Source organism: Paraferrimonas haliotis, assembly GCF_002282895.1.
Taxonomy (GTDB): domain Bacteria; phylum Pseudomonadota; class Gammaproteobacteria; order Enterobacterales; family Shewanellaceae; genus Paraferrimonas; species Paraferrimonas haliotis.
The window spans coordinates 151,418-171,489 of the sequence record NZ_NRRB01000003.1; the positions used below are offsets into that span (position 1 = coordinate 151,418).

Genomic DNA, 20,072 nt, shown 5'->3' on the forward strand with positions numbered 1-20,072 from the left:
CGGTTAGTCATCAAACCGATACAGCAACACTTTTAGTGAACGTTCAGGGTCTATGTCTGCAAATACCTCTGGATTAGCAATACGCTCGATGAAGGTGAGTTTTGGTGCCAGCGAGGTCACTTGCTCTTTAATGAAGGCGGACCCTAAATCTGGGGCGTTTAAACACAGCAACAGATAGCCGCCTGAATTCATTAATTCAGGCAGGCGACGAATCAGTTTAGGGTAGTCTTTAGTGGCAATGAAACTGCCTTTTTGAAAACTTGGGGGATCCGCCACGATAATGTCGTAACCGCCAAATTTTTTAAGCTTTCCCCAACTTTTAAAGATATCATGACTCAAAAACCGAGCACCGCGCTCGATGCCATTTAGCTGATGATTCTGCTGTCCAACCTTAAGCGCACCACGACTCATATCAATGTTAACCACAGATTTAGCCGCCCCAGTCAAGGCCACGCATGAAAATGCACAGGTATAAGCAAACAAGTTAAGTACATTGGCACTTTTAGCATGCTCAAAAAGCCATTGACGACCTTTTGCCATGTCTAAAAAAAGGCCATGATTTTGATTGGACATTAGTTGAACCTGATAGCGACATGGCCCTTCTCGAACAATATGCTGAGCAGGCACTTCACCGCAAATCAGTTGCGTAGTTGACTCTCCAGAAGCTCGACATTGATAAACCAAATTGAGCTGCCGTTCACTGAACCGGTGAGCAAACTTTTCCGACACGGCTTCAATGACCGCGCATTTATCTTGCTCACTGAGCACTTTAAAACTGGTCAGTAGTAATACTTCAGGAAACCAATCTAAACACAGATGATTTAACCCTTGGTATAAGCCGCCACGACCATGAAATAAGCGTTGTGCCTGATCGGTATCTAACAGGTTATCAATACTGTTAACTAATGGCGAAATCATGATGGCTTGTGCTCTTGTTCCACCTTATGAAGGTCGCCATCACCACCGAGCAACACAGCAAACCATCGTCCGCCTTCGCTGCTTTCTAAAATGATTTTGACCATCATGGTTAAGGGCACCGACAACAACATCCCAGTTGAGCCTAATAGCCAGCCCCAAAATATCAATGACAGGAACACCACCAAGGTACTCAACCCGAGTCCTCGCCCCATAAACTTAGGCTCAACAATATTACCCATCACGGTATTGCTGCCCAAATAAAGTAGCGCGGTTAAGCCGGCTGCTGTTGGTCCGAGTTGTACTAACGCTAATACCACCGCCGGTACAGCAGCGATAATACTTCCTATGTTTGGAATGTAGTTAAACAGAAAGGCCACCACCGCCCATAACAAGGCGTAGTCAACACCAATTAGCCACAAGCCGGCTCCAACCACACAACCGGTGGCTAAGCTGATCAGGGTCTTTATCACCATATAGCGATTAATGGACTCTAACACCTCATCAATTTGCTGCAATCGCATGTCGGGATCATTGAACGCGTAGTGCACTTTTTTCGCTAAGCTCGGTGCTTCGTAAAGCATAAAAATAACGGTCAACACAATAAGAAATAGATTCGTCATGACGTTACCAACACCTGAAAGCATATTGGTTGCCAGCGACATGGCTTGGCCAGGATCGAAATAGCTGACGACTTGCTCGCGAGAGACCTGAATATTATTGCGCGCTAACAGTTCGAAGAACCAAGCGAATTCGCTGAGTAGCTTTTCTCGGTAAACCGGTAATTGCTGAGTAAATTCATTGATGGAGCTGCCCACAAGGCCAGCTAGCCAAAGCCCCATTAATACCGCAAAACCAACGATCACCAAAATTGCGATGCCTTTCGGTACTCGCCGCTCGGTCATTCGAGTAATGATTGGGTTACAAATAATGGCAATAAAAGCCGACAAGATAAAAGGAACCAGCATTGCGCTGGCGCTCTTAATACCCGCTAATATAACCACCAAAAACGCAAGAATGGCTAAAGTCTTAAACGAAACGCTTTCTCGGCTGACGGGAAGCATAGTATTGATAATTCCTTATTTTTCGATCCCAAAGTGGTTCAAGCTCGTATACACTGCTTATCATAAGTGGAAAAAAAACAAAGAAAAAGTATGCAATCAGATAAAGCCATTATTCGTATTAAAAACCTTCGATTACGCACTTACATCGGCATCAACCCCGATGAAGTAAAAAACAAACAGGACGTCGTTATTAATGTTGTGATTGAGTATTGTGCAGACAATGCTCGTGAAAGCGATAATATGGATGACGCCTTGAATTATCGAACCATCACCAAAAAAATCATTCCATTGGTGGAAGACAATCGTTTTTACCTTTTAGAGAAACTCACCGCTGACGTACTCGCTATTGCCAGTGAGCACCCTTGGGTCGAGCGCGCCAGCGTTGAAATAGACAAGCCGCACGCTCTGCGCTTTGCTGACTCGGTTTCTCTGCAACTAAGCTTTGATAAACACCAACAATAGCGAGCGCTGTTATGCAAGTATTGATAACCGGAGCCACTGGCTTTATTGGGCGGGTCGTCGTCAAGCGATTACAAAAACACGGCCACCACATCACTGTGGTGAGTCGAAACTTAAACAACGCTGAAAGCATACTCGGCAAAGACGCTGTGTATTTACAAGATTTAACTCAGCTGAAGAATTTAGACGATTACGATGCGGTTATTAATCTAGCGGGAGAGCCTATTGTTGATAAAGCTTGGAGTGCTAAACAAAAACAACGAATCATAGACAGTCGTTGGAACATCACTGAAAAGCTAACGGATTTAATTAACGCCTCAGCCAATCCTCCAAGGTGCTTTATCTCTGGCTCAGCGATTGGGATTTATGGCAGCCATGACCACCAATGGCTTGACGAGAACGCTGCGCAAAACGACGACTTTGGTCATCAAGTATGCCTAGGCTGGGAGCAAAAAGCGCTTGCAGCACAATCGCAGCAGACTCGTGTGTGCGTAATACGCACCGGCTTAGTTTTAGGCCGTGGCGGTGGTTTGCTCGGAAAGATGCTGTTGCCATTTAAGCTGGGACTGGGCGGTCGCCTAGGCTCAGGTCAACAAGGCATGAGCTGGATCCACATCGATGACTACGTCGATATGCTGTTGTTTTTAATGTTGGAAACCGAGGCTCACGGCATTTTTAACGGGACCGCTCCGAATCCAGTATCCAATCAAACCTTTACTCAATGCTTAGGTAAAGCGTTAAACAGGCCTACTGTGTTTCCGGTTCCGGCTCTGGTGTTAACGTTATTGCTTGGGGAGCGCTCGAGCATGTTGCTCGAAGGCCAATTTGTCATCCCCAAAGCGGTTAGTGAGCTTGGCTTTGCTTTTAAATACAACAACCTAGACAGTGCGCTAGCGGATATTATCCGCTAGCTCTTTGATGTTAACTGGCTCTTAATAGCGCTGCACATTGCTGACTGAGTAGATGACGGCAGCGCCACCAACCCAATACCGCCACCACCACAGCGCCACTGATGGGCGACAACAACCACCAGTGCCAGTGCATTTGATTGGTTAATTCAAACACCTGGGTTTTCAATAACCACAACGCGACTTCAGCCACAATCACCGCCAGTAATCCAGCGAGTGCTCCCAGTAAACCAAACTCCAGCGCCGTCGACCATCTAAGCAGTCGACCAGGGGCGCCCATGGTTCTTAACACCGCCAATTCTCGAGTTCGCTGTGACATGCTGGCCTCAGTTTGTGCCAACATCACCAACGCACTGGCACAGACCACCAGCACTAACACCAAACTCAACGACAAGGATACTTGGTCAACGATCTGGCGCATTTGCTCAACAATGGCGCCCACATCAATAAGCGACACCGTTGGGTAGTCTCTCACCAACTCAAGCAACGATGCTTGTTGATGATCCTCTAAATAGAACGAGCCAATGTAGGTGGCAGGAAACTCTGCCAACTTCTCTGGGGCGAAGATTAAGAAAAAGTTAGGTTGCAAACTTTCCCACTGCAACGTGCGCAAATTGGCGACGGTTACCGTGACTGCTTGGCCATCAATGGTAAAGGTTAATTCATCCCCCATTTCGATGCCCATTCGTTTGGCAAAATCTTCTTCTATCGACACATCATCAGGAGCGCTTGACCACTGTCCTGCAACGATTTCATTGTTGGGTGGCAGTGAGCTCTTAAAGGTTAAATTAAGCTCGCGACCAACTCCTGAGCGGCCTTCCTGCTCACTTTCTTCATCCATGGGTGTGGAGTCGCCGCTGCGACGAATCAATGGCTCACCATTAATGTGGCTCATGCGACCTCGGATAACTGGATAAAGGTCGGTGTGCTCGATGTTACGCTCTTGGAAGAAGCCGGTAATCGGCTGAGTTTCATCCGGCGCGATATTGACCAAGAAGTAGTTTGGGGTGCGCTCTGGCAATTGCTCTTGCCAGTCAGCCAATAGGTCTTGTCGCAATGCCAAAATGGTGAGCAGCAATACCAATGCGGTACTAAAACCCACCAAATGCACTGAGTTTTGTCGGCCTCGGCGCCGCAGAGAAGCCAGTGCCAATTGCAATGGGCTGGCCACGCTCAAGCCAATGCTGTGGCCTAAGCGAATAAAGCCAAGACCAACAAAGAGCAACAATAAACCCATTAATAAAGCAGTCGCCACCACGATAAGAGTTAGCGACAGGCTGCGGCTGTACAAATAGCCTAGGGTCGCCATGGCTATTAAACTGAGCAAACCGTTTAGCCAAGCGCTCCAGCTGACCCCTTCCAATTGACGCTGGATCACACGCAATGGCGGAATTGCCAACAATCTTAGAATTGGGTAAGCAGAAAACATAAAGGCGCTAAAAAAGCCGGTGACTATGCCCAACACAATCGGACGAGTTGCCGCAGGTGCACTGGCCATAAGCTCGGGTGGTAACCACCGCGATACCAGAGAATCCAGTCCAGCGCCCATGATCAAACCAAACACCACCCCCACTGAGGTCACTAACGTAAGGTGGGATACAAAAATGAGTTTGATTTGATTAGCACTGGCGCCAAAAGTTTTTAGCATAGCCACTACGTCGAAGTGACGTTGGCAATAGCGATTGGCTGCAATGCCAATGGCGGCACACGCCAACGCGATTCCCAACAAGCTTGCCAATAACAAAAAGCGCTCGGCTCGACGAATCGAGCTGGCGATGGGTGACTCGCCACTGCGCACATCTTGCCAGCGCTGCACGTCGCTAAGTTGCGGTTTAATAAAGTCATCAAACTGCTTAAGCGCTTCAACGCTGCCTACAAATTGGGTGCGATAGCCAACGCGGCTGCCCGGTTGTACCACGCCCGTTGCTGCCACTTGATCCATGGTAATCAGCAGCACAGGCGAGGCGCTAAACAAACTTAGCCCGCCGTCTGGCAGTTTACTAATTTCTTGAGTGAGGGCAAAACGACTTTGACCAAGCTCAATGCTGTCGGGGTTTCCCAGTAAAGCTCTAATACGACTTTCTGCCCAGGCCTCGCCATTACCCGGTAAGCCTTGCGCGGTGCCACTGGCCAAATCAATGCTGCCCTTGAGTGGGTAGCCGCTTTCCACGGCTCGCACTTGCACCAACAGCATTTCATCGTCAGCAAAGATGACCGAATTAAAGCGCATGCTGCTGGTGTAGCGAAGTCCCAGCTCATCGGCTTTAGCAAGCCATGTGGGATCGATGGGTTGCGATGCAGCAAAAATGCGGTCAGCGGCAATGAACTGACTGGCCTGCTCTGAAATAGCCGCTTGTAAGCGCTCGCTCACCCGTGATAAACCACTGACCGACATCACCGCCAAGGTAATCGCCAGCAGTATCAACACCAATTGCCCTTGAGTAAACTCTCGACGGAATAGCCGCCAAGCGATGGCAAAATCCATGGCTTACTCTCCTACCGCAATGGGCGTTTGCGTCAATTCAATCAGGTGGCCGTCTTCCATTTGCACCTGACGCTGACAACGCATGGCAAGCTTTTGGTCGTGTGTAACCAGAATTAAGGTAGTGCCTTGAGCTTGGTTGAGCTCAAACAGCAAGTTGGCAACTCGCTCGCCATTGGCACTGTCGAGGTTTCCTGTAGGCTCATCGGCAAACAACACCTTAGGTTGACTAATAAAGGCTCGAGCTAGTGCAACTCGCTGTTGCTCACCGCCGGACAGCTGCTTAGGCAAATGGTGCAAGCGATGGCTAAGGCCCACCTTATCTAACCATTGCAGGGCTTTTTCCTTTGCGTTTTTAAGACCTGACAGCTCAGCTGGAAGCATGACGTTTTCCAGAGCCGTTAAGGTATCCACCAACATAAATGACTGGAATACAAAGCTGGTTTTTTGTTTTCGCAACTGCGCTTTTTGCTCTTCATCGAGATTAGAGAGATCCACCCCATCAATACTGACGTTTCCAGAGCTAGGGGTGTCTAATGCTGCGATGATACCCAGTAACGTAGATTTGCCTGAGCCGGAGGGTCCAACTACCGCCAACGATTCACCGGACTTGACATCAAGGTCAATGCCCTTGAGTATTTTTAGAGGACCTTCTTGGGTTTCAACCTGTTTAATGAGCTGAGAGACTTTAATGACACTATTTATCACGACCAAACGCTTCCTTTTGATTATCAGCTTGCTGTTATTACCTTTATCTTGGGCTAAAGCGGCCACCATAATGATCGTTGGCGATAGCCTCAGTGCCAGTTATGGCATGCCTGAAAATAAAGGCTGGGTTTATTTATTAGAGCAAACGATGCCACAACACCAATGGATCAATGCCTCAAGTAGCGGCGAGACAACCGGCGGTGGTTTACGACGTCTAACTGGCATACTAGAGCATCAGAGCCCAGATGTAATCTTTATTGAGCTTGGCGGTAACGATGGGCTGCGAGGTTTCCCGCCAAAGAAAATGAAAAACAACCTGGAGAAAATGGTGGATTTGGCTAAAAGCAGCGGTGCTAAAGTATTGCTCAGTGAAGTGATCATTCCGCCGAACTATGGGCCGCGTTACTCAAGCCTGTTCACAAAAGTGTTTCAAGAAGTTGCAGAAGAGAAAGAAGTTGAATTAGTACCCTTCTTCATGCGCCAGATCGCCATTGATCCTTCGCTCATGCAACAAGATGGTATTCACCCTAATCAAAAAGCGCAACCCATTATCGCCGATATCATGCGCCCCTATTTCGAATAACCACACTAAGGGGACGTACCCCATTTCACACACCATGCGAAATCAAAGGGTTACAGCATAGGGGTACGTCCCCTATGGGAGCAGGTACAAAAAAAGCCGTAACAATCGTTACGGCTTTTTTGGTGGAGCTACGCGGGATCGAACCGCGGACCTCTTGCATGCCATGCAAGCGCTCTCCCAGCTGAGCTATAGCCCCATCATAATGATGGCGTCCCCTAGGGGATTCGAACCCCTGTTACCGCCGTGAAAGGGCGGTGTCCTAGGCCTCTAGACGAAGGGGACCCTGGACTTTCATCAGTTTACTTCGGATGGCGAAGTGGCGTCCCCTAGGGGATTCGAACCCCTGTTACCGCCGTGAAAGGGCGGTGTCCTAGGCCTCTAGACGAAGGGGACCCATGGACTTTTCATCAGTTTACTTCGGATGGCGAAGTGGCGTCCCCTAGGGGATTCGAACCCCTGTTACCGCCGTGAAAGGGCGGTGTCCTAGGCCTCTAGACGAAGGGGACCCATGGACTTCTTAAAAACTAACTTGGTGGAGCTACGCGGGATCGAACCGCGGACCTCTTGCATGCCATGCAAGCGCTCTCCCAGCTGAGCTATAGCCCCTCAGGTTAGCTTTTCACATTTAGGTTTCGCAAGCTGCGTTCCCTTAAGTGCGAGGCGCATTCTATGCAGCTTGCGAATTAGAGTCAACCCATTTTTTACGAATTTGCTCTAGCTGCTATAAAATCGAGCGCTTTGCCGATTCTTTCAACAGATTGTTGCTGCCCAATAAGCTCAACAGTAACATCTAACGATGGCGACTGCCCTGCTCCGGTTACCGCTACTCGTAACGGCATACCAACCTTACCCATACCCACTTCCAACTCGGCAGCTGTGTCTTGAATGGCTTGGTGTATCGCTTCAGCATTCCACTCCGTTAACGCTGCAATTTTTGATTGCACCAGTTCAAGCGGTTGCTGCGCTACCGGACGTAAGTGTTTTTTCGCTGCAGTCGCATCGAACTCACTATAGTCTTCATAGAAGTAACGGCTGCTGGCCGCCAACTCTTTTAAGGTTTTAGCTCGTTCTGATAGCGCCGAGACAACTTTACTTAGCTCGGGACCATTGCTGAAGTCAATTTGCTGGTCAGCCATATGCCATTCTAAATGCTTAGCAACATAGCTAGGATCTGACTCTTTAATATAGTGCTGATTCAACCAAAGCAATTTTTCAGTGTTAAACGCCGATGCCGCTTTGTTAATGGCATCAAGACTAAACAGCTCGGTCATTTCTTTAACAGAAAATATTTCTTGGTCGCCGTGAGACCAACCTAACCGTACTAAATAATTCAGCAGCGCTTCTGGTAAATAGCCGTCATCGCGATATTGCATAACGCTTACCGCTCCATGACGCTTCGACAATTTAGCACCGTCGTCGCCTAAAATCATAGCCACATGAGCATACTCAGGCACTGGAGCACCTAAAGCCTGCAGAATGTTAATTTGACGAGGGGTATTATTGATATGATCTTCACCGCGAACAACATGAGTAATGCCCATGTCCCAATCATCAATCACCACGCAGAAGTTATAAGTTGGCGAGCCATCGGTACGTAAAATAATGAGATCATCAAGCTCTGAGTTATTCACCTCAATGCGCCCACGAACATGGTCGTCAAACACAACAGAGCCGGTCTGTGGGTTTTTAAAGCGAATAACATGTGGGACGTCTTCGGGCTGGTTGACTTTGTCACGACAGCAACCGTCGTAACGTGGTTTCTCACCATTGGCCATCTGTTGTTCACGCAACTCGTCTAAGCGCTCGCGAGAACAGTAGCAACGATAGGCTTTATCTTCGTCTATCAATTGTTGAATCAATTCTTTATAGCGGTCAAAGCGCTTGGTTTGATAGTAAGGTCCTTCATTCCATTCTAATCCCAACCATTGCATACCTTCCAAAATGGCATCAATGGCTTCTTGGGTTGAACGTTCTAAGTCGGTATCTTCGATTCGAAGTACAAACTCCCCTTGGTTTGCTTGGGCGTAAAGCCAAGAATACAGAGCTGTACGAGCACCGCCTACGTGAAGAAACCCTGTTGGGCTTGGCGCAAACCGAGTTTTAATGGTCATGATCTGTCATCTACCTATATCTATTGGCCAACCAACAAATTGATGCTTGGCTAATGAGTTAATTTTGCAGCCACACAGTCTAACAGCGCTTTGCTATAAAAGCAGCAGTTACCGCCATAGGTCGTGATCAAAGCCGCTTTCAATTTTCGTGATCCAAACAAAACTGTGTGCAAAAACTCGGCAACCGATAGCTTAGCTAAAAAATATTGTTTGACTCTCCAGCCCACAAACCTATAATACGCTCCGCAATGACGACAACGAGGGCGATTAGCTCAGTTGGGAGAGCACCTCCCTTACAAGGAGGGGGTCACTGGTTCGAGCCCGGTATCGCCCACCACTCGTTTTCGATATTGCAGACTAAGCACCAAGTGGGCGATTAGCTCAGTTGGGAGAGCACCTCCCTTACAAGGAGGGGGTCACTGGTTCGAGCCCGGTATCGCCCACCACTCGTTTTCGATATTGCAGACTAAGCACCAAGTGGGCGATTAGCTCAGTTGGGAGAGCACCTCCCTTACAAGGAGGGGGTCACTGGTTCGAGCCCGGTATCGCCCACCACTCTGCAGACTAAGCACCAAGTGGGCGATTAGCTCAGTTGGGAGAGCACCTCCCTTACAAGGAGGGGGTCACTGGTTCGAGCCCGGTATCGCCCACCATCCTTTGCTTTCGCAAGTTGCATTTTCTCAAAGCTTAACTAAATTCAAAGAAAGACTTTTTTGAAGTGGTTTTGTCATGACTCATATCAGCCAATCAGCGTCGCTACTAAGCATTAAGAAATACCTAAAGATGACCCATGGCCTTACCGATATGGAAGCCACCCAACAAGCGGATGAAGTTTATTCAAACCTCACTGAAATGCGCAATAAGGGCTTTATTGAAGGTTGGTATTTCGATGACCACGGCCATTTAGAACTTGAGCCCACCTCCTCGGTACTGAATCAAATTCAATCCGTTATAAAATAACCGGTCTATTTTCCTTCCGTTATTTACAGACTAACGCCTGTGTGTAACAGTAAGCCCCTGTTTCCTCGCTCAAGTTACCCATGCATTCTAACCCTCAAACTCGCCTAGCTATCACACTACTTATCACCTTAATCAGTGTTTCCGGTATCGCATTGCCCTACCCAATATTGGCACCTTTATTTCACCATTCTGAACACCCTTTGTCTCAGTTTGCAGGCTTACCAAGTGAGCTGTTATTTGGCATCGCATTGGCAATTTATCCATTGGGTATTTTAATTGGTGGCAGCTTTATTGGTGCCCTATCCGATAGCTATGGACGCCGCAATGTACTCGCCATCACGCTAACTGGCTCTACGCTTGGTTATGCCATTACCGCTTATTCGGCTGTCAGTGGTAGCTTTGTGCTGTTTTGTTTAGCGCGATTTTTTACCGGTATTTGTGAGGGCAACCTAAGCATTGCTCGCGCCATAGCATCAGACCTACACCCGCAAATTGATCGCGCTAAAAGCTTCTCTTATTTAAGCGCCACCAATTACGCTGGTTATTTAATCGGACCACTCATTGGCGGGTATCTAGTAGGCTTTGGAATCGATTGGGTCTTTGGATTAGCCGCTGCAGCCTGCTTCATATGTGCCCTGCTGTGTTTGCTGTTATTGCCCCAAGACAAACCGCAACACAACCATCAGCACAGCCGTTCAAGCTTAACTCTGTTAAAAGAAAAGCCTATTTTAAATTTCTTTATACTGTATTTAAGCCTAACAACCGGGGTGTGCATTTACTACGAATTTTACCCGCTGTGGTTAGTGATAAAACTCGACTTTACCCCTATAGACATCAGTTGGGCAACGGTTTGGATCACCAGTGTAATGATTGCAGCCGCTTTATGGCTTTCACCACGACTGCCTAAGCTTATGAATTCCGCTCAAGCCAGTACATTGGGTATGGCGGCATTGGCCGCCTCCTTGTTCATGATGGCTCTTGCACCTGCCAGCAGTTATGGGGTGTGGTTTGCCTTAATTGGTATCAGCATCGCAATCTACAACACCCATTTACCTTTGTATCTCGCTGAAAGCTATCCGGACAAAGGTCAAGGTGGACTCATGGGACTCATGACCACCACCTTTTGTCTCGGTAACATCATCGCCGCCGCTATTGGCAGTATCGCCGCAATGATTGGCGTAGACTTGGCCATTATAGCCGCCGCACTTTTGGCCTTAGTTGGAGCCGTGCTGTTTGTTGCTATGCGCCCGCGTCAGCCTGCTGCTCCGGAGCTGCCATAGCAAAGGCCGACAACTCACAACAGCGGCCATAAATTGCTTCTATCAAGGGGTAAGGGCTAAGATCGATGTTGAATCGTTTTGCATTATAGACTTGAGGGATTAAGCACACATCGGCAAAGGATAACTGGTCACCAAAGCAATACTGGCCACTGTATTGTTGCAACATGGCCTCAACGGTTTCAAATCCTACGCTCACCCAATGTTGATACCACTGACTTTTCTGCTCATCGCTAAACCCTTGAGCTGACATATATTTCAATACGCGCAGGTTATTTAACGGGTGGATATCACTGCAGATGGCCGCCACCATAGAACGGACGATAGCCCGCTCTTTTGGATCAAACGGCAATAAGGTCGGAGTGGGATAAGTATCTTGCAAATACTCCAGTATTGCCACGGATTGCGCCAATTTTAACCCTTCTCGATCGGTAAACGTTGGCACCAAATGGCTCGGATTGATCGCTAAATAGGCGTCACCGTGTTGCTCGCCGCCATTTTTAACCAAATGGACAGGTATGTGTTCAACATCTAAGCCTTTGTAGTTCAGCGCAATTCGAACTCGATAAGCGGCACTCGAACGCCAGTAACCGTATAATTTATTCATCCTAAACCTCTGCCCTGTTAACCCTTGTTTATTTGATATTCTCGCAACTTATTGGCGATAGCGGTGTGCGACATGCCCAGCTTTTTCGCCAACTTCCGCGTGGAATTATGACTGGGATACAAACGCTTGAGTATGCTGGCCTCAAACTGTTTAACCGCTTCATCCAGTGTCCCTTCGAAGTCATTATCCAGATAACCATAGCCTCGCGCGTATTGAGGAAGTTTTAACAGTTCCGAGGTTATCGATGCATTATCATTCGCGCTTGAAACAGCACGGAATATGGCGTTTTTCAACTGCCTAACATTACCCGGCCAGGCGTATTCCTGCAGCACTTGTAAGCAGTCTTTGCTAAACCCATTAGCACGCTTATTGAGCTGTTTGCTGTAATGATTAACGAAGTATTCTGCTAACGGCACAATGTCTTGCTGGCGTAATCTTAACGGAGGCAATTCACAGGAAACTTGGTTCACCCGATAGTACAAGTCTTTTCTAAAACCGTTGGCGTCAATTAACTTATCAAGGTCAGTCTTAGCCGTGAATATCAAGCGCACGTCGGCCTTGCGGATACTGCTATCGTTAACCGCTTGGAACTCTCCGGTTTGCATATAGGCGAGTAACTGCCCTTGCCCTTCCTGTGACAATTCGTCTATTTGACTAATCAACAGGCTACCGCCATCGCACTGGCTTAACGCTCCATGGGTTAACTTCCCTTGAGAATCAACCTCACCGAATAAGATTTTAAGCTCCTCGATACCGCTGATAGCCGCGCAGCTGACCACTTTAAATTTGTGTTCTTTTCTAAGCGAGGCATCATGAACGGCTTGAGCGACAACCTCTTTGCCCGTACCTGTCTCACCGGTCAGCAACAAAGGCGCGTCAATTTGGGCAAACTTTCTAAGCTGATCAATAACTTGCTGCATTAACTCGCTGTGCGCAATTAGCTTTTCGAAACCGGCTACCTGCGCTTGCAATGCATTAAATTGCTGCCCAACCCGCTCCGGGCTTTTCATCACAACTACCGCACCGGCTAAGATAGAGTCCCCCTCTTCATTGGGCAAATACACTGGCAAGGCTTCTACTAAGTAATCGAGCCCGGCCACCGAAACCCGGGTTGCTTGCGGCAAAACTTCGCTTTGAGATAACCAACGACCAAACGAAAACCCTTGTACCCAGTGATTAATGGGCTCATCTAGCACTTCGTGCTCCGCCATGGCTAACACATTCAGCGCCGAGTCATTAAGTATACTAATTCGGGATTTTGCATCGATGGCAAACACCGCGTCAGGCAGTGTTTTTAACAAAGTTTTAAGCGCGTAATGTTCTCGTTCAGAGGGCATAAAAGGGATGGTGCGAACATCGAGGACACCGCTCACTTTGCGGATACGCGGCAACAACTCACTGAGCGCATCAAAGTTGAGATCTGCAAATTGCATGTACAAATAACCTAGTGAGCTGGCATCAATACCTTTTAGGTTAATTTCATACTTTTCAAGAATTTCTAGAATATCTTTGGCTAGCCCTACCCTATCTTGGCAGGTTACTTCGAGTCGCATAAGGCCGTCCCATTTATCGTTTTTGGTGGTCGGGATGGCCTATACGTTAATCCGAAATGAACTGAGTGGCAAGGATTCTTTACAGCAATTTATCGGTTTTTGCAGCCATAATAAAATCGTTTTTGTGCAAGCCACCAATGGCGTGTGTCCACCAAGTGATGGTGACCTTTCCCCACTCCGTTAAAATGGCCGGATGATGAAATTCTTCTTCAGCAAGCTCAGCGACTTTATTACTAAACGCAAGGGCCAGCTTGAAGTTTTTGAACTTATAAACTCGCTCGAGTTGCATCATGCCATCGCGAATGGGCGTCGACCATTGTGGAATAAGCGGCATCAACTGCTCCAATTCTTCGGCTGTAACTTGTGGTGCGCCTTTTTGGCAGGCTTCGCATTTTAATTCAGCGATATCAGTCATTATTAGTTCCTTAACTGGCTTTGTTATTCGTTTTTTCAGGAAACAGCGGTGAATGCATGCCTAGCTTCATGGCATCATTAACCGCGGCCATGATATTGGTGTTGGCAATATCAAATAAATTATCAAACTCATCTAAGCAAAAATAAACCGGCTGCATAATATCGATTCGATACGGTGTTCGTAGCACATCGATTAAGTCAAACGGCTTACGAATCGGCTCGTCGCTTAACGCGTATAAGGTTTCCCCAGGCGAGCTCAGAATGCCGCCTCCATATATGCGGGGCTTATCCGCCCCTTTTAGCAAACCAAACTCTACCGTAAACCAGTACAGACGAGCCAGAAACACCCGCTGTTCCGGAGTGGCATTTAGGCCGAGCTTACCATAGGTTTCAGTGAAGAAGGCGAACGCCGAATTCGTCAACAGTGGGCAGTGACCAAAAATCTCGTGAAACACATCCGGCTCTTGCAGATAATCAAAATCTTGGCGACGACGAATAAATGTTGCCACCGGAAACTGTTTATTGGCCAATAACTCAAAAAACTTTCCAAATGAGATGAGCGCCGGAACCGGAGCCGTTTTCCAGCCCGTGGTTTGCATCAATACCTTATCGATATCAACGAGCTGTGGAATGTTATCTGTGGGCATAGAAAGGGTCTCAATGCCTTGCATATACTCGTCGCACGCTCGTCCCGGCAAGTTATCGATTTGACGAGCGTATAGCTCTGACCATATTTGATGCTCAGAGTCTGGATAATCGATTCGACCATCGTTTTGTAACGGTCGAGCTTGATATTGACTGCTTTTGCTCATGTTAGGCTCTAAATAAGAATCGTTGTTATGTCGTTTATCTTATTCTCTTCCTAAAAAACCTTAAGCGTTTAGCGAAAAACCGCACTTAGGCAGCTGTAACCTTTCCTTTACATTTGATTATTTTCATCTCTAAAAACAGCGGCCTGCTCTTGCTCATTCGTTCGAATCGAGCCCTTCCCTGAGAGGGTTTGTTTAGACAAGTCGGCGAGTTTTGCCAGCAGCATTTTTTGGGTTGTCGCCAATTTCGGACTGTTTTCTTTGGTAAAGGGTAAGGGCCGGCACAGCGTCATTGCTTTGTGACCAAGTCGAGCCGTTAGTAAGCCGCCCCCAAGCCCCTGGGCAACTCGCGCCGACAATTTCCCGGAAAGCTCTACCGATAAGAATTGACTGCCGAGCTCAGTGGCCATTTCAGTGGCCCCAGCATAAAGAATGTTCTGCACTATGCCCTTTACTAAGCGTAAGCGGCTCCAATAACCCAGCTCCACTGAGTACGCCATGGCTACGTCATTAATCATGCGTTGATTACGCCACAGAATCAGCCCCATATCCAATACCGCTAATGGGCTCGCGGCCAACAATACTGCCGCTTCTCCGGAGTATTTAGCCACCAATTGCTGAGCTTCTTTATCGGCACTGCGAACCACACTGTCTTCATACAGTGCCAATGTTTGCGCATCGTTATGATGCGGCTTATACCACTGATTAAACTGCTCTAACGCCTGTGGGTAGCGCATACTGAGCGCTTGTTGTGACAACCAGACTTGCGCTTCACCTTGTTGATTGGTTGCCTGCATACGCTGCGCCGCCGAACGGCTGCTTTCTAAGCGTTTTAACTGCCGTAGTTTACGAAATTCTCGCCAGCCAAAGCGCCCTAGCAAGGTTAGGCCTAATCCGCAAAATGCGGCATATAAGCCAAATCGCCAAGGACTTTGCTGCCAAGCCTGCAGTAATACGTCCACGCTGTGCAACAGCAGCAATGCAACCAACACACACAAAAACAGCTTAGTTAAGCGGGATACCCGAGTTTTAGTGCCCGACAATGCCTGAGACAAACCAGACTCTGCCTGCGTATTCGATGTCTCTTCAGGCGTTAACGCCGAAACTTCTGTGCTGTTAAACGTTTTCGGCTGTTCAAAGTGTTGCGCTGGCGCTTGTTCAACCTCAAAATACTGCGGCTTACTTGGTTTATTCATATCAGTTTGTCCCCAAGCAGCTGCTGTAACAGCGCATCAATGCCAAGTTGTTCCGCTTTGCCATTGTCCAAAGGCTGAGGTTGAAGCTGTAGAAAATCAAACTGCCCTTGTTGCCAAAAGCCTTGATCTTGCCAATTAGTAGGCAAAGCACCAGGAAACACGTTGCGAAGCTCATCGCCTTCTGGGCGGCCTTTAATCACACTCAAGGTTTGCCCTTTATGCTTCACTTTTGCGTCTTCAGAAGCTCGAATCGAAGCCAATACTTGTGTATAAACACCGCTGCCCTTTAACAGTGCATTTTGCTTACTTTGTATCAACATGCCGTCAAGCAAGGCCAATAAGGTATGTCGCTGATCGTAAGTGACGTGGTCTGCTTTGCTGGCAGCGATCACCAGCTTATCGATTTTAGGGATGAAAATTTGCTTAAGCCAATGGCGTTCACCATAATCAAAGTGTTGCATAATTTCTGTTAGCGCTTTGACGGTATCTTGCATTTCCGACTGACCTTTGGCTAACGGACTTAAGCAATCCACCAGCACTAATTGGCGATCAAAGTGGCTAAAATGGTCGCTATAAAATCGTTTTACAACCTCGCTGCGGTAGCGCTTGTAACGAGTTTCTAGTTTCTGATACAAAAGCGCGTCATTCCTGTCATCAACGCTTGGATGCTCTAACAACCACGGAAAAAAGCTTACCAGCGGCGTTCCCTCTAACTCACCGGGTAACAATAATCGACCAGGTTGCAAATAGGACAAGCCTTTATCCTGCTTGAGCGTTAGCAATAATTCTCGATATTTCGCACTTAACTGAGCAAGCTCATGATCACTGCTGGCGTTTTGCTCAGCCGCGCCTGCAAGTTTGGTTTTAAAGGCTGAAACAGCGTATGGCTCACTTAACTCTAATACCTGTGCCATAGAGAGGCTCCACTGGCGGTAATCCATATTTAGCATGGGTAAATCCAGTAGCCATTCACCGGGGTAATCGGTGATGTCTAAGTAGAGGGTTTGCTCTTTGGCAAGCGCAGACCACAGCGGATGATTACTACGATATTTAATGGCAAGGCGAATTTGAGAAATGTTGCGAGTGGATTCGGGCCATTGCGGCGGTGTATTGGTTAGCTTTTGCAGTGCGCCTTGGTAATCGAAACTGGCCACATCAAAATCCGGCTGTGGCTCTTGCTTTACGGAAATTAAACGGCCTTCTCGAGCAACGTCCCAGAGCGGCAAACGACTCGGTGAGGCATTTAAAAGTTGATTCACTAAACCGGTGACAAATGTGGTTTTACCTGCACCGGACAACCCCGTCACCGACAGCTTTACATTACTATTTAAACTGCGAATCGCCAGTTGCTGTGAGGTACTAGCGATTCTTTTGAGCCATTTATCAGTATTCAAAGATTATCAATCTCTCTTTTCAAATTATAACTGTCTGAAATTACATGCGACTCTAACCGTCTTAACTTCAGCTCCAGCGCACGAAAATTGGCATTAATGTCTCTCAGTGCTTGCTTAGGCGGTTCACCGGCTTGCCAAAGCTTTTTCTTTACTTCTACATTACCCATTTCAGTGGGTGCGATATCCACCGGTTTTTTATCGAGAACGGCCCATGCGGCGATGTACAGCACCAAAGGTAATCCAGAGAACCAACCCAGCAAAAATGTTGATAATGCCACGACCCGTACCAACCAAACTTCTAGATTAAAGTACTCAGCGATGCCGGCACAAACGCCGGCTATTTTGCCGTTAACCGGGTCGCGGTATAGCTCTCGTTTGCCATTACGTTCAGTCATGCTTGTTCCTCCACTCAGGGCTCTCGGCATCAAGGATCGCCTCTAGGCTGTCAATGCGTTGCGCCATTTTATCGGCCTTAACGGCCAACTCATGAAGTTGTTGATACTCTTCCTCGGTCAATCCTTGGCCTACCTGGCGCTTACTGCGGTAATGCAATATGAGCCAAATAGGAGCGACAATTAACATAAACAGCATCAACGGCGCCATTAAAATTTCTAGATTCATAGTCAGCTCCCTTTAGTCCTACGCGGCTTATGCTTTGGTTGATTTCTTGGCTTTAGCCGCAGGCTTTTTCATTTTTTGCTTAAGCGCTTCCAGTTCAGAGTTAATTGAATCTTCCGCTTCAAGTGCTGCGAACTCGTCCTGTAAAGACTTACCACCTAAATCGTAAGAATCCACTTCAGCTTCGATTCCGTCGATGCGTGACTCATATTGGTCAAACTTATTCATCGCGTTATCAAACTTACTTGAATCAAGCTGTCGCTTCACGTCCAATCGTGAACTAACCGCTTTCTTGCGCATTAAAATTGTCTTTTGCCGTGCTTTTGCATCTTCCAACTTCTCTTGCAGCAAATTGATTTCTTCTTTCAATTTGGCAATTTGCTCTTCCACCGCAATCAAATCGTTTTCCATAAGCGTAACCGCGTCGGTCACCTTTTGTTTTTCAATTAATGCGGCTTTTGCGAGGTCTTCGCGACCTTTTTCTAACGCAAGTTCAGCTTTGGCATGCCAGTCTTGAGCCATGGACTGCATGCGTTCAATCTTACGTTCCAGATCTTTCTTATCAGCTAACACTCTAGCAGAGGTTGAACGCACTTCTACCAAAGTATCTTCCATTTCTTGAATGATTAAGCGCACCATTTTTTCTGGATCTTCCGCTTTATCAAGCAATGCAGAAATGTTCGAGTTTATAATGTCGGCAAAGCGAGAAAAAATACCCATAATTGATTCCTCAAGTGTTTATAAAAATGTGGCTAAACTCATTGGAGTCGTAACCCTCTTGTCCAAGTAATACATCTTCCGTGCCAACTTTCTTCGTTCATCAGAAAAGCCCGCCACAGTTGGCTTTAAAAATACTTCTTTACTTCAATTGATTAAGTTCACTATTATTAATTTCACCACTTATTAATAAAAAAGACTAATTTTTCGCATGCCATCAAGATTCCAACCCGACAATTTGCTTGGCGAGTCGCAAGCTTTCCATCAAGTGTTAGAGCATGTATCTCAAGTTGCGCCGTTAAATAAGCCGGTTTTAATCATCGGCGAACGCGGAACCGGTAAAGAGTTGATAGCCGAGCGTTTGCATTACTTAAGCAAACGTTGGGACGAGAATTACGTCAAACTAAACTGTGCGGCTCTTAGTGAGAATCTTCTCGAAAGCGAACTGTTTGGTCATGAAAGTGGTGCATTTACCGGTGCGAGCAAACGTCATCAAGGTCGATTTGAACGGGCAAATGGCGGCACCTTGTTTCTTGACGAATTGGCTAATACCTCAGCCTTGGTGCAGGAAAAATTACTGCGCGTTATCGAATACGGTGAATACGAACGCGTCGGTGGTTCGCGCACCTTGCAAACCGATGTGCGTTTAATTTGTGCCACCAACGAAGATTTACCGCATTTGGCCAGTAACGGTGAGTTTCGAGCGGACTTGCTCGATAGGCTGGCCTTTGATGTGGTAACACTGCCACCTCTGCGCCACCGACCGGAAGACATTTTATTGCTAGCGCAGCATTTTGCCGTCAACATGAGCCGTCAACTTAAGTTGGAGATGTTTGCTGGATTTAGTGAGAAAGCCAAAAAAGTATTGTTAAGCTACGAGTGGCCCGGCAACGTTCGTGAGCTTAAAAATGTAGTGGAGCGGTCGGTATATCGCCATAATAATGAGCTCATTCCCGTCAACAGCATCGTTATCGACCCGTTCGAGTCCCCTTATCGTCCTAAGGTCAGTCCTCAACGAACACAAACGGCTATAGCAACACCTCAAGAAACCCCTGCAGAAACCGCAGAGGCGTCATCATCTTCTCAGACTGCAGGCAACGAGCAACAGTGGCATGCGCCAAATTTGCCTCTAGACCTGAAACAACACATGCAAAGCTATGAAATAGACCTGTTACAATATGCGTTAACCCAAAATCAATTTAGCCAGAAGAAAACCGCACAAGCCTTGGGACTTAGCTACCATCAACTACGGGGCATACTCAAGAAATATCAACTGCTTGAGAAAAGCTAACAGCAA

At 47.3% G+C, this 20,072-nt stretch carries 20 protein-coding genes and 9 tRNA genes; 10 read left to right on the plus strand and 19 right to left on the minus strand.

From position 1 onward, the window contains the following. Window positions 1-3: 3 nt before the first annotated feature. A complete protein-coding gene (locus CLC91_RS07350) occupies window positions 4-915 on the minus strand; it encodes a class I SAM-dependent methyltransferase (protein WP_408634222.1) in 912 nt (303 codons plus the stop codon). Continuing rightward, a complete protein-coding gene (locus tag CLC91_RS07355; RefSeq protein ID WP_095498283.1) occupies window positions 915-1,979 on the minus strand; it encodes an AI-2E family transporter in 1,065 nt (354 codons plus the stop codon). The genes CLC91_RS07350 and CLC91_RS07355 overlap by 1 nt, the downstream gene beginning before the upstream one ends. Before the next feature lie 90 nt (window positions 1,980-2,069). Here CLC91_RS07355 and folX point away from each other — a divergent pair, with 90 nt between their 5' ends. Next, window positions 2,070-2,441 (plus strand): dihydroneopterin triphosphate 2'-epimerase, encoded by a 372-nt coding sequence (gene folX / locus CLC91_RS07360; RefSeq protein ID WP_095500215.1) that lies wholly within the window; start codon window positions 2,070-2,072, stop codon window positions 2,439-2,441. A gap of 11 nt (window positions 2,442-2,452) precedes the next feature. Then, entirely contained in the window at window positions 2,453-3,349 is an 897-nt protein-coding gene (locus CLC91_RS07365) for a TIGR01777 family oxidoreductase (protein WP_095498285.1), read from the plus strand. A gap of 10 nt (window positions 3,350-3,359) precedes the next feature. On the opposite strand, the gene CLC91_RS07370 is transcribed toward CLC91_RS07365, so the two are convergent. Both CLC91_RS07370 and CLC91_RS07375 read right to left on the minus strand, forming a co-directional pair. Then, window positions 3,360-5,831: an ABC transporter permease gene (locus CLC91_RS07370; RefSeq protein WP_095500216.1), complete on the minus strand. Its 2,472-nt coding sequence runs from the start codon at window positions 5,829-5,831 to the stop codon at window positions 3,360-3,362. Between the two features lie 3 nt (window positions 5,832-5,834). Further along, window positions 5,835-6,536 (minus strand): ABC transporter ATP-binding protein, encoded by a 702-nt coding sequence (locus tag CLC91_RS07375; RefSeq protein ID WP_408634218.1) that lies wholly within the window; start codon window positions 6,534-6,536, stop codon window positions 5,835-5,837. On the opposite strand from CLC91_RS07375, the gene CLC91_RS07380 reads away from it, so the two are divergent. Next, complete coding sequence (locus CLC91_RS07380) at window positions 6,520-7,119, plus strand: arylesterase (protein ID WP_095498578.1); 600 nt, start codon at window positions 6,520-6,522, stop codon at window positions 7,117-7,119. The two genes, CLC91_RS07375 and CLC91_RS07380, sit on opposite strands and share 17 nt — an antisense overlap. 120 nt (window positions 7,120-7,239) lie before the next feature. Here CLC91_RS07380 and CLC91_RS07385 read toward each other — a convergent pair. The 6 genes from CLC91_RS07385 to gltX form a co-directional block, all read right to left on the minus strand. After that, window positions 7,240-7,315, minus strand: a tRNA-Ala gene (locus CLC91_RS07385). 10 nt (window positions 7,316-7,325) lie between these two features. Then, window positions 7,326-7,401: transfer RNA gene (locus CLC91_RS07390), tRNA-Glu, on the minus strand. 35 nt (window positions 7,402-7,436) lie between these two features. Next, a tRNA-Glu gene (locus CLC91_RS07395) sits at window positions 7,437-7,512 on the minus strand. Window positions 7,513-7,549: 37 nt separating this feature from the next. After that, window positions 7,550-7,625, minus strand: a tRNA-Glu gene (locus CLC91_RS07400). Window positions 7,626-7,649: 24 nt separating this feature from the next. After that, window positions 7,650-7,725: transfer RNA gene (locus tag CLC91_RS07405), tRNA-Ala, on the minus strand. A gap of 95 nt (window positions 7,726-7,820) precedes the next feature. Next, complete coding sequence (gltX, locus tag CLC91_RS07410) at window positions 7,821-9,230, minus strand: glutamate--tRNA ligase (RefSeq protein ID WP_095498288.1); 1,410 nt, start codon at window positions 9,228-9,230, stop codon at window positions 7,821-7,823. A 261-nt stretch (window positions 9,231-9,491) separates the two neighbouring features. Here gltX and CLC91_RS07415 point away from each other — a divergent pair. The 6 genes from CLC91_RS07415 to CLC91_RS07440 all read left to right on the plus strand — a co-directional run bounded on the left by CLC91_RS07415 (window position 9,492) and on the right by CLC91_RS07440 (window position 11,470). Then, window positions 9,492-9,567, plus strand: a tRNA-Val gene (locus tag CLC91_RS07415). Between the two features lie 33 nt (window positions 9,568-9,600). Continuing rightward, window positions 9,601-9,676 (plus strand) — tRNA-Val (locus tag CLC91_RS07420). A 33-nt stretch (window positions 9,677-9,709) separates the two neighbouring features. Next, window positions 9,710-9,785, plus strand: a tRNA-Val gene (locus tag CLC91_RS07425). Between the two features lie 22 nt (window positions 9,786-9,807). Beyond that, window positions 9,808-9,883 (plus strand) — tRNA-Val (locus CLC91_RS07430). 76 nt (window positions 9,884-9,959) lie between these two features. Next, on the plus strand, window positions 9,960-10,190 hold the full coding sequence (locus CLC91_RS07435) for a hypothetical protein (protein ID WP_095498289.1): 231 nt from the start codon (window positions 9,960-9,962) through the stop codon (window positions 10,188-10,190). A gap of 80 nt (window positions 10,191-10,270) precedes the next feature. After that, entirely contained in the window at window positions 10,271-11,470 is a 1,200-nt protein-coding gene (locus CLC91_RS07440) for an MFS transporter (RefSeq protein WP_095500217.1), read from the plus strand. Here the strand turns inward: CLC91_RS07440 and maiA are convergent. The 9 genes from maiA to pspA form a co-directional block, all read right to left on the minus strand. Further along, entirely contained in the window at window positions 11,430-12,074 is a 645-nt protein-coding gene (maiA, locus tag CLC91_RS07445; RefSeq protein ID WP_095500218.1) for a maleylacetoacetate isomerase, read from the minus strand. The genes CLC91_RS07440 and maiA overlap by 41 nt on opposite strands. A 17-nt stretch (window positions 12,075-12,091) precedes the next feature. Continuing rightward, complete coding sequence (locus CLC91_RS07450) at window positions 12,092-13,627, minus strand: sigma 54-interacting transcriptional regulator (RefSeq protein ID WP_095500219.1); 1,536 nt, start codon at window positions 13,625-13,627, stop codon at window positions 12,092-12,094. 79 nt (window positions 13,628-13,706) lie between these two features. Continuing rightward, a complete protein-coding gene (locus CLC91_RS07455; RefSeq protein ID WP_095498293.1) occupies window positions 13,707-14,042 on the minus strand; it encodes a 4a-hydroxytetrahydrobiopterin dehydratase in 336 nt (111 codons plus the stop codon). Window positions 14,043-14,052: 10 nt separating this feature from the next. After that, the gene (phhA, locus tag CLC91_RS07460) at window positions 14,053-14,853 is read right to left on the minus strand and encodes a phenylalanine 4-monooxygenase (RefSeq protein ID WP_095498294.1); all 801 of its coding nucleotides are present in this window, start codon (window positions 14,851-14,853) and stop codon (window positions 14,053-14,055) included. A 107-nt stretch (window positions 14,854-14,960) separates the two neighbouring features. Further along, window positions 14,961-16,046: a TIGR01620 family protein gene (locus CLC91_RS07465; protein ID WP_095498295.1), complete on the minus strand. Its 1,086-nt coding sequence runs from the start codon at window positions 16,044-16,046 to the stop codon at window positions 14,961-14,963. Further along, complete coding sequence (locus tag CLC91_RS07470) at window positions 16,043-17,440, minus strand: YcjX family GTP-binding protein (protein ID WP_095498296.1); 1,398 nt, start codon at window positions 17,438-17,440, stop codon at window positions 16,043-16,045. Before CLC91_RS07470 ends, CLC91_RS07465 begins: the two co-directional genes overlap by 4 nt. Further along, a complete protein-coding gene (pspC, locus tag CLC91_RS07475; RefSeq protein ID WP_095498297.1) occupies window positions 17,437-17,835 on the minus strand; it encodes an envelope stress response membrane protein PspC in 399 nt (132 codons plus the stop codon). The genes CLC91_RS07470 and pspC overlap by 4 nt, the downstream gene beginning before the upstream one ends. Continuing rightward, window positions 17,828-18,061 carry an envelope stress response membrane protein PspB gene (pspB, locus tag CLC91_RS07480; protein ID WP_095498298.1) on the minus strand — a complete coding sequence of 78 codons (234 nt, stop codon included), beginning with the start codon at window positions 18,059-18,061 and terminating at the stop codon, window positions 17,828-17,830. Before pspB ends, pspC begins: the two co-directional genes overlap by 8 nt. Window positions 18,062-18,088: 27 nt before the next feature. Further along, window positions 18,089-18,778, minus strand: coding sequence for a phage shock protein PspA (pspA, locus tag CLC91_RS07485; protein ID WP_095498299.1), 690 nt, complete (start codon window positions 18,776-18,778; stop codon window positions 18,089-18,091). A 208-nt stretch (window positions 18,779-18,986) separates the two neighbouring features. Between pspA and pspF the strand changes: the two genes are divergently transcribed. Further along, the gene (gene pspF, locus CLC91_RS07490) at window positions 18,987-20,066 is read left to right on the plus strand and encodes a phage shock protein operon transcriptional activator (protein ID WP_095500220.1); all 1,080 of its coding nucleotides are present in this window, start codon (window positions 18,987-18,989) and stop codon (window positions 20,064-20,066) included. Window positions 20,067-20,072: the final 6 nt, after the last annotated feature.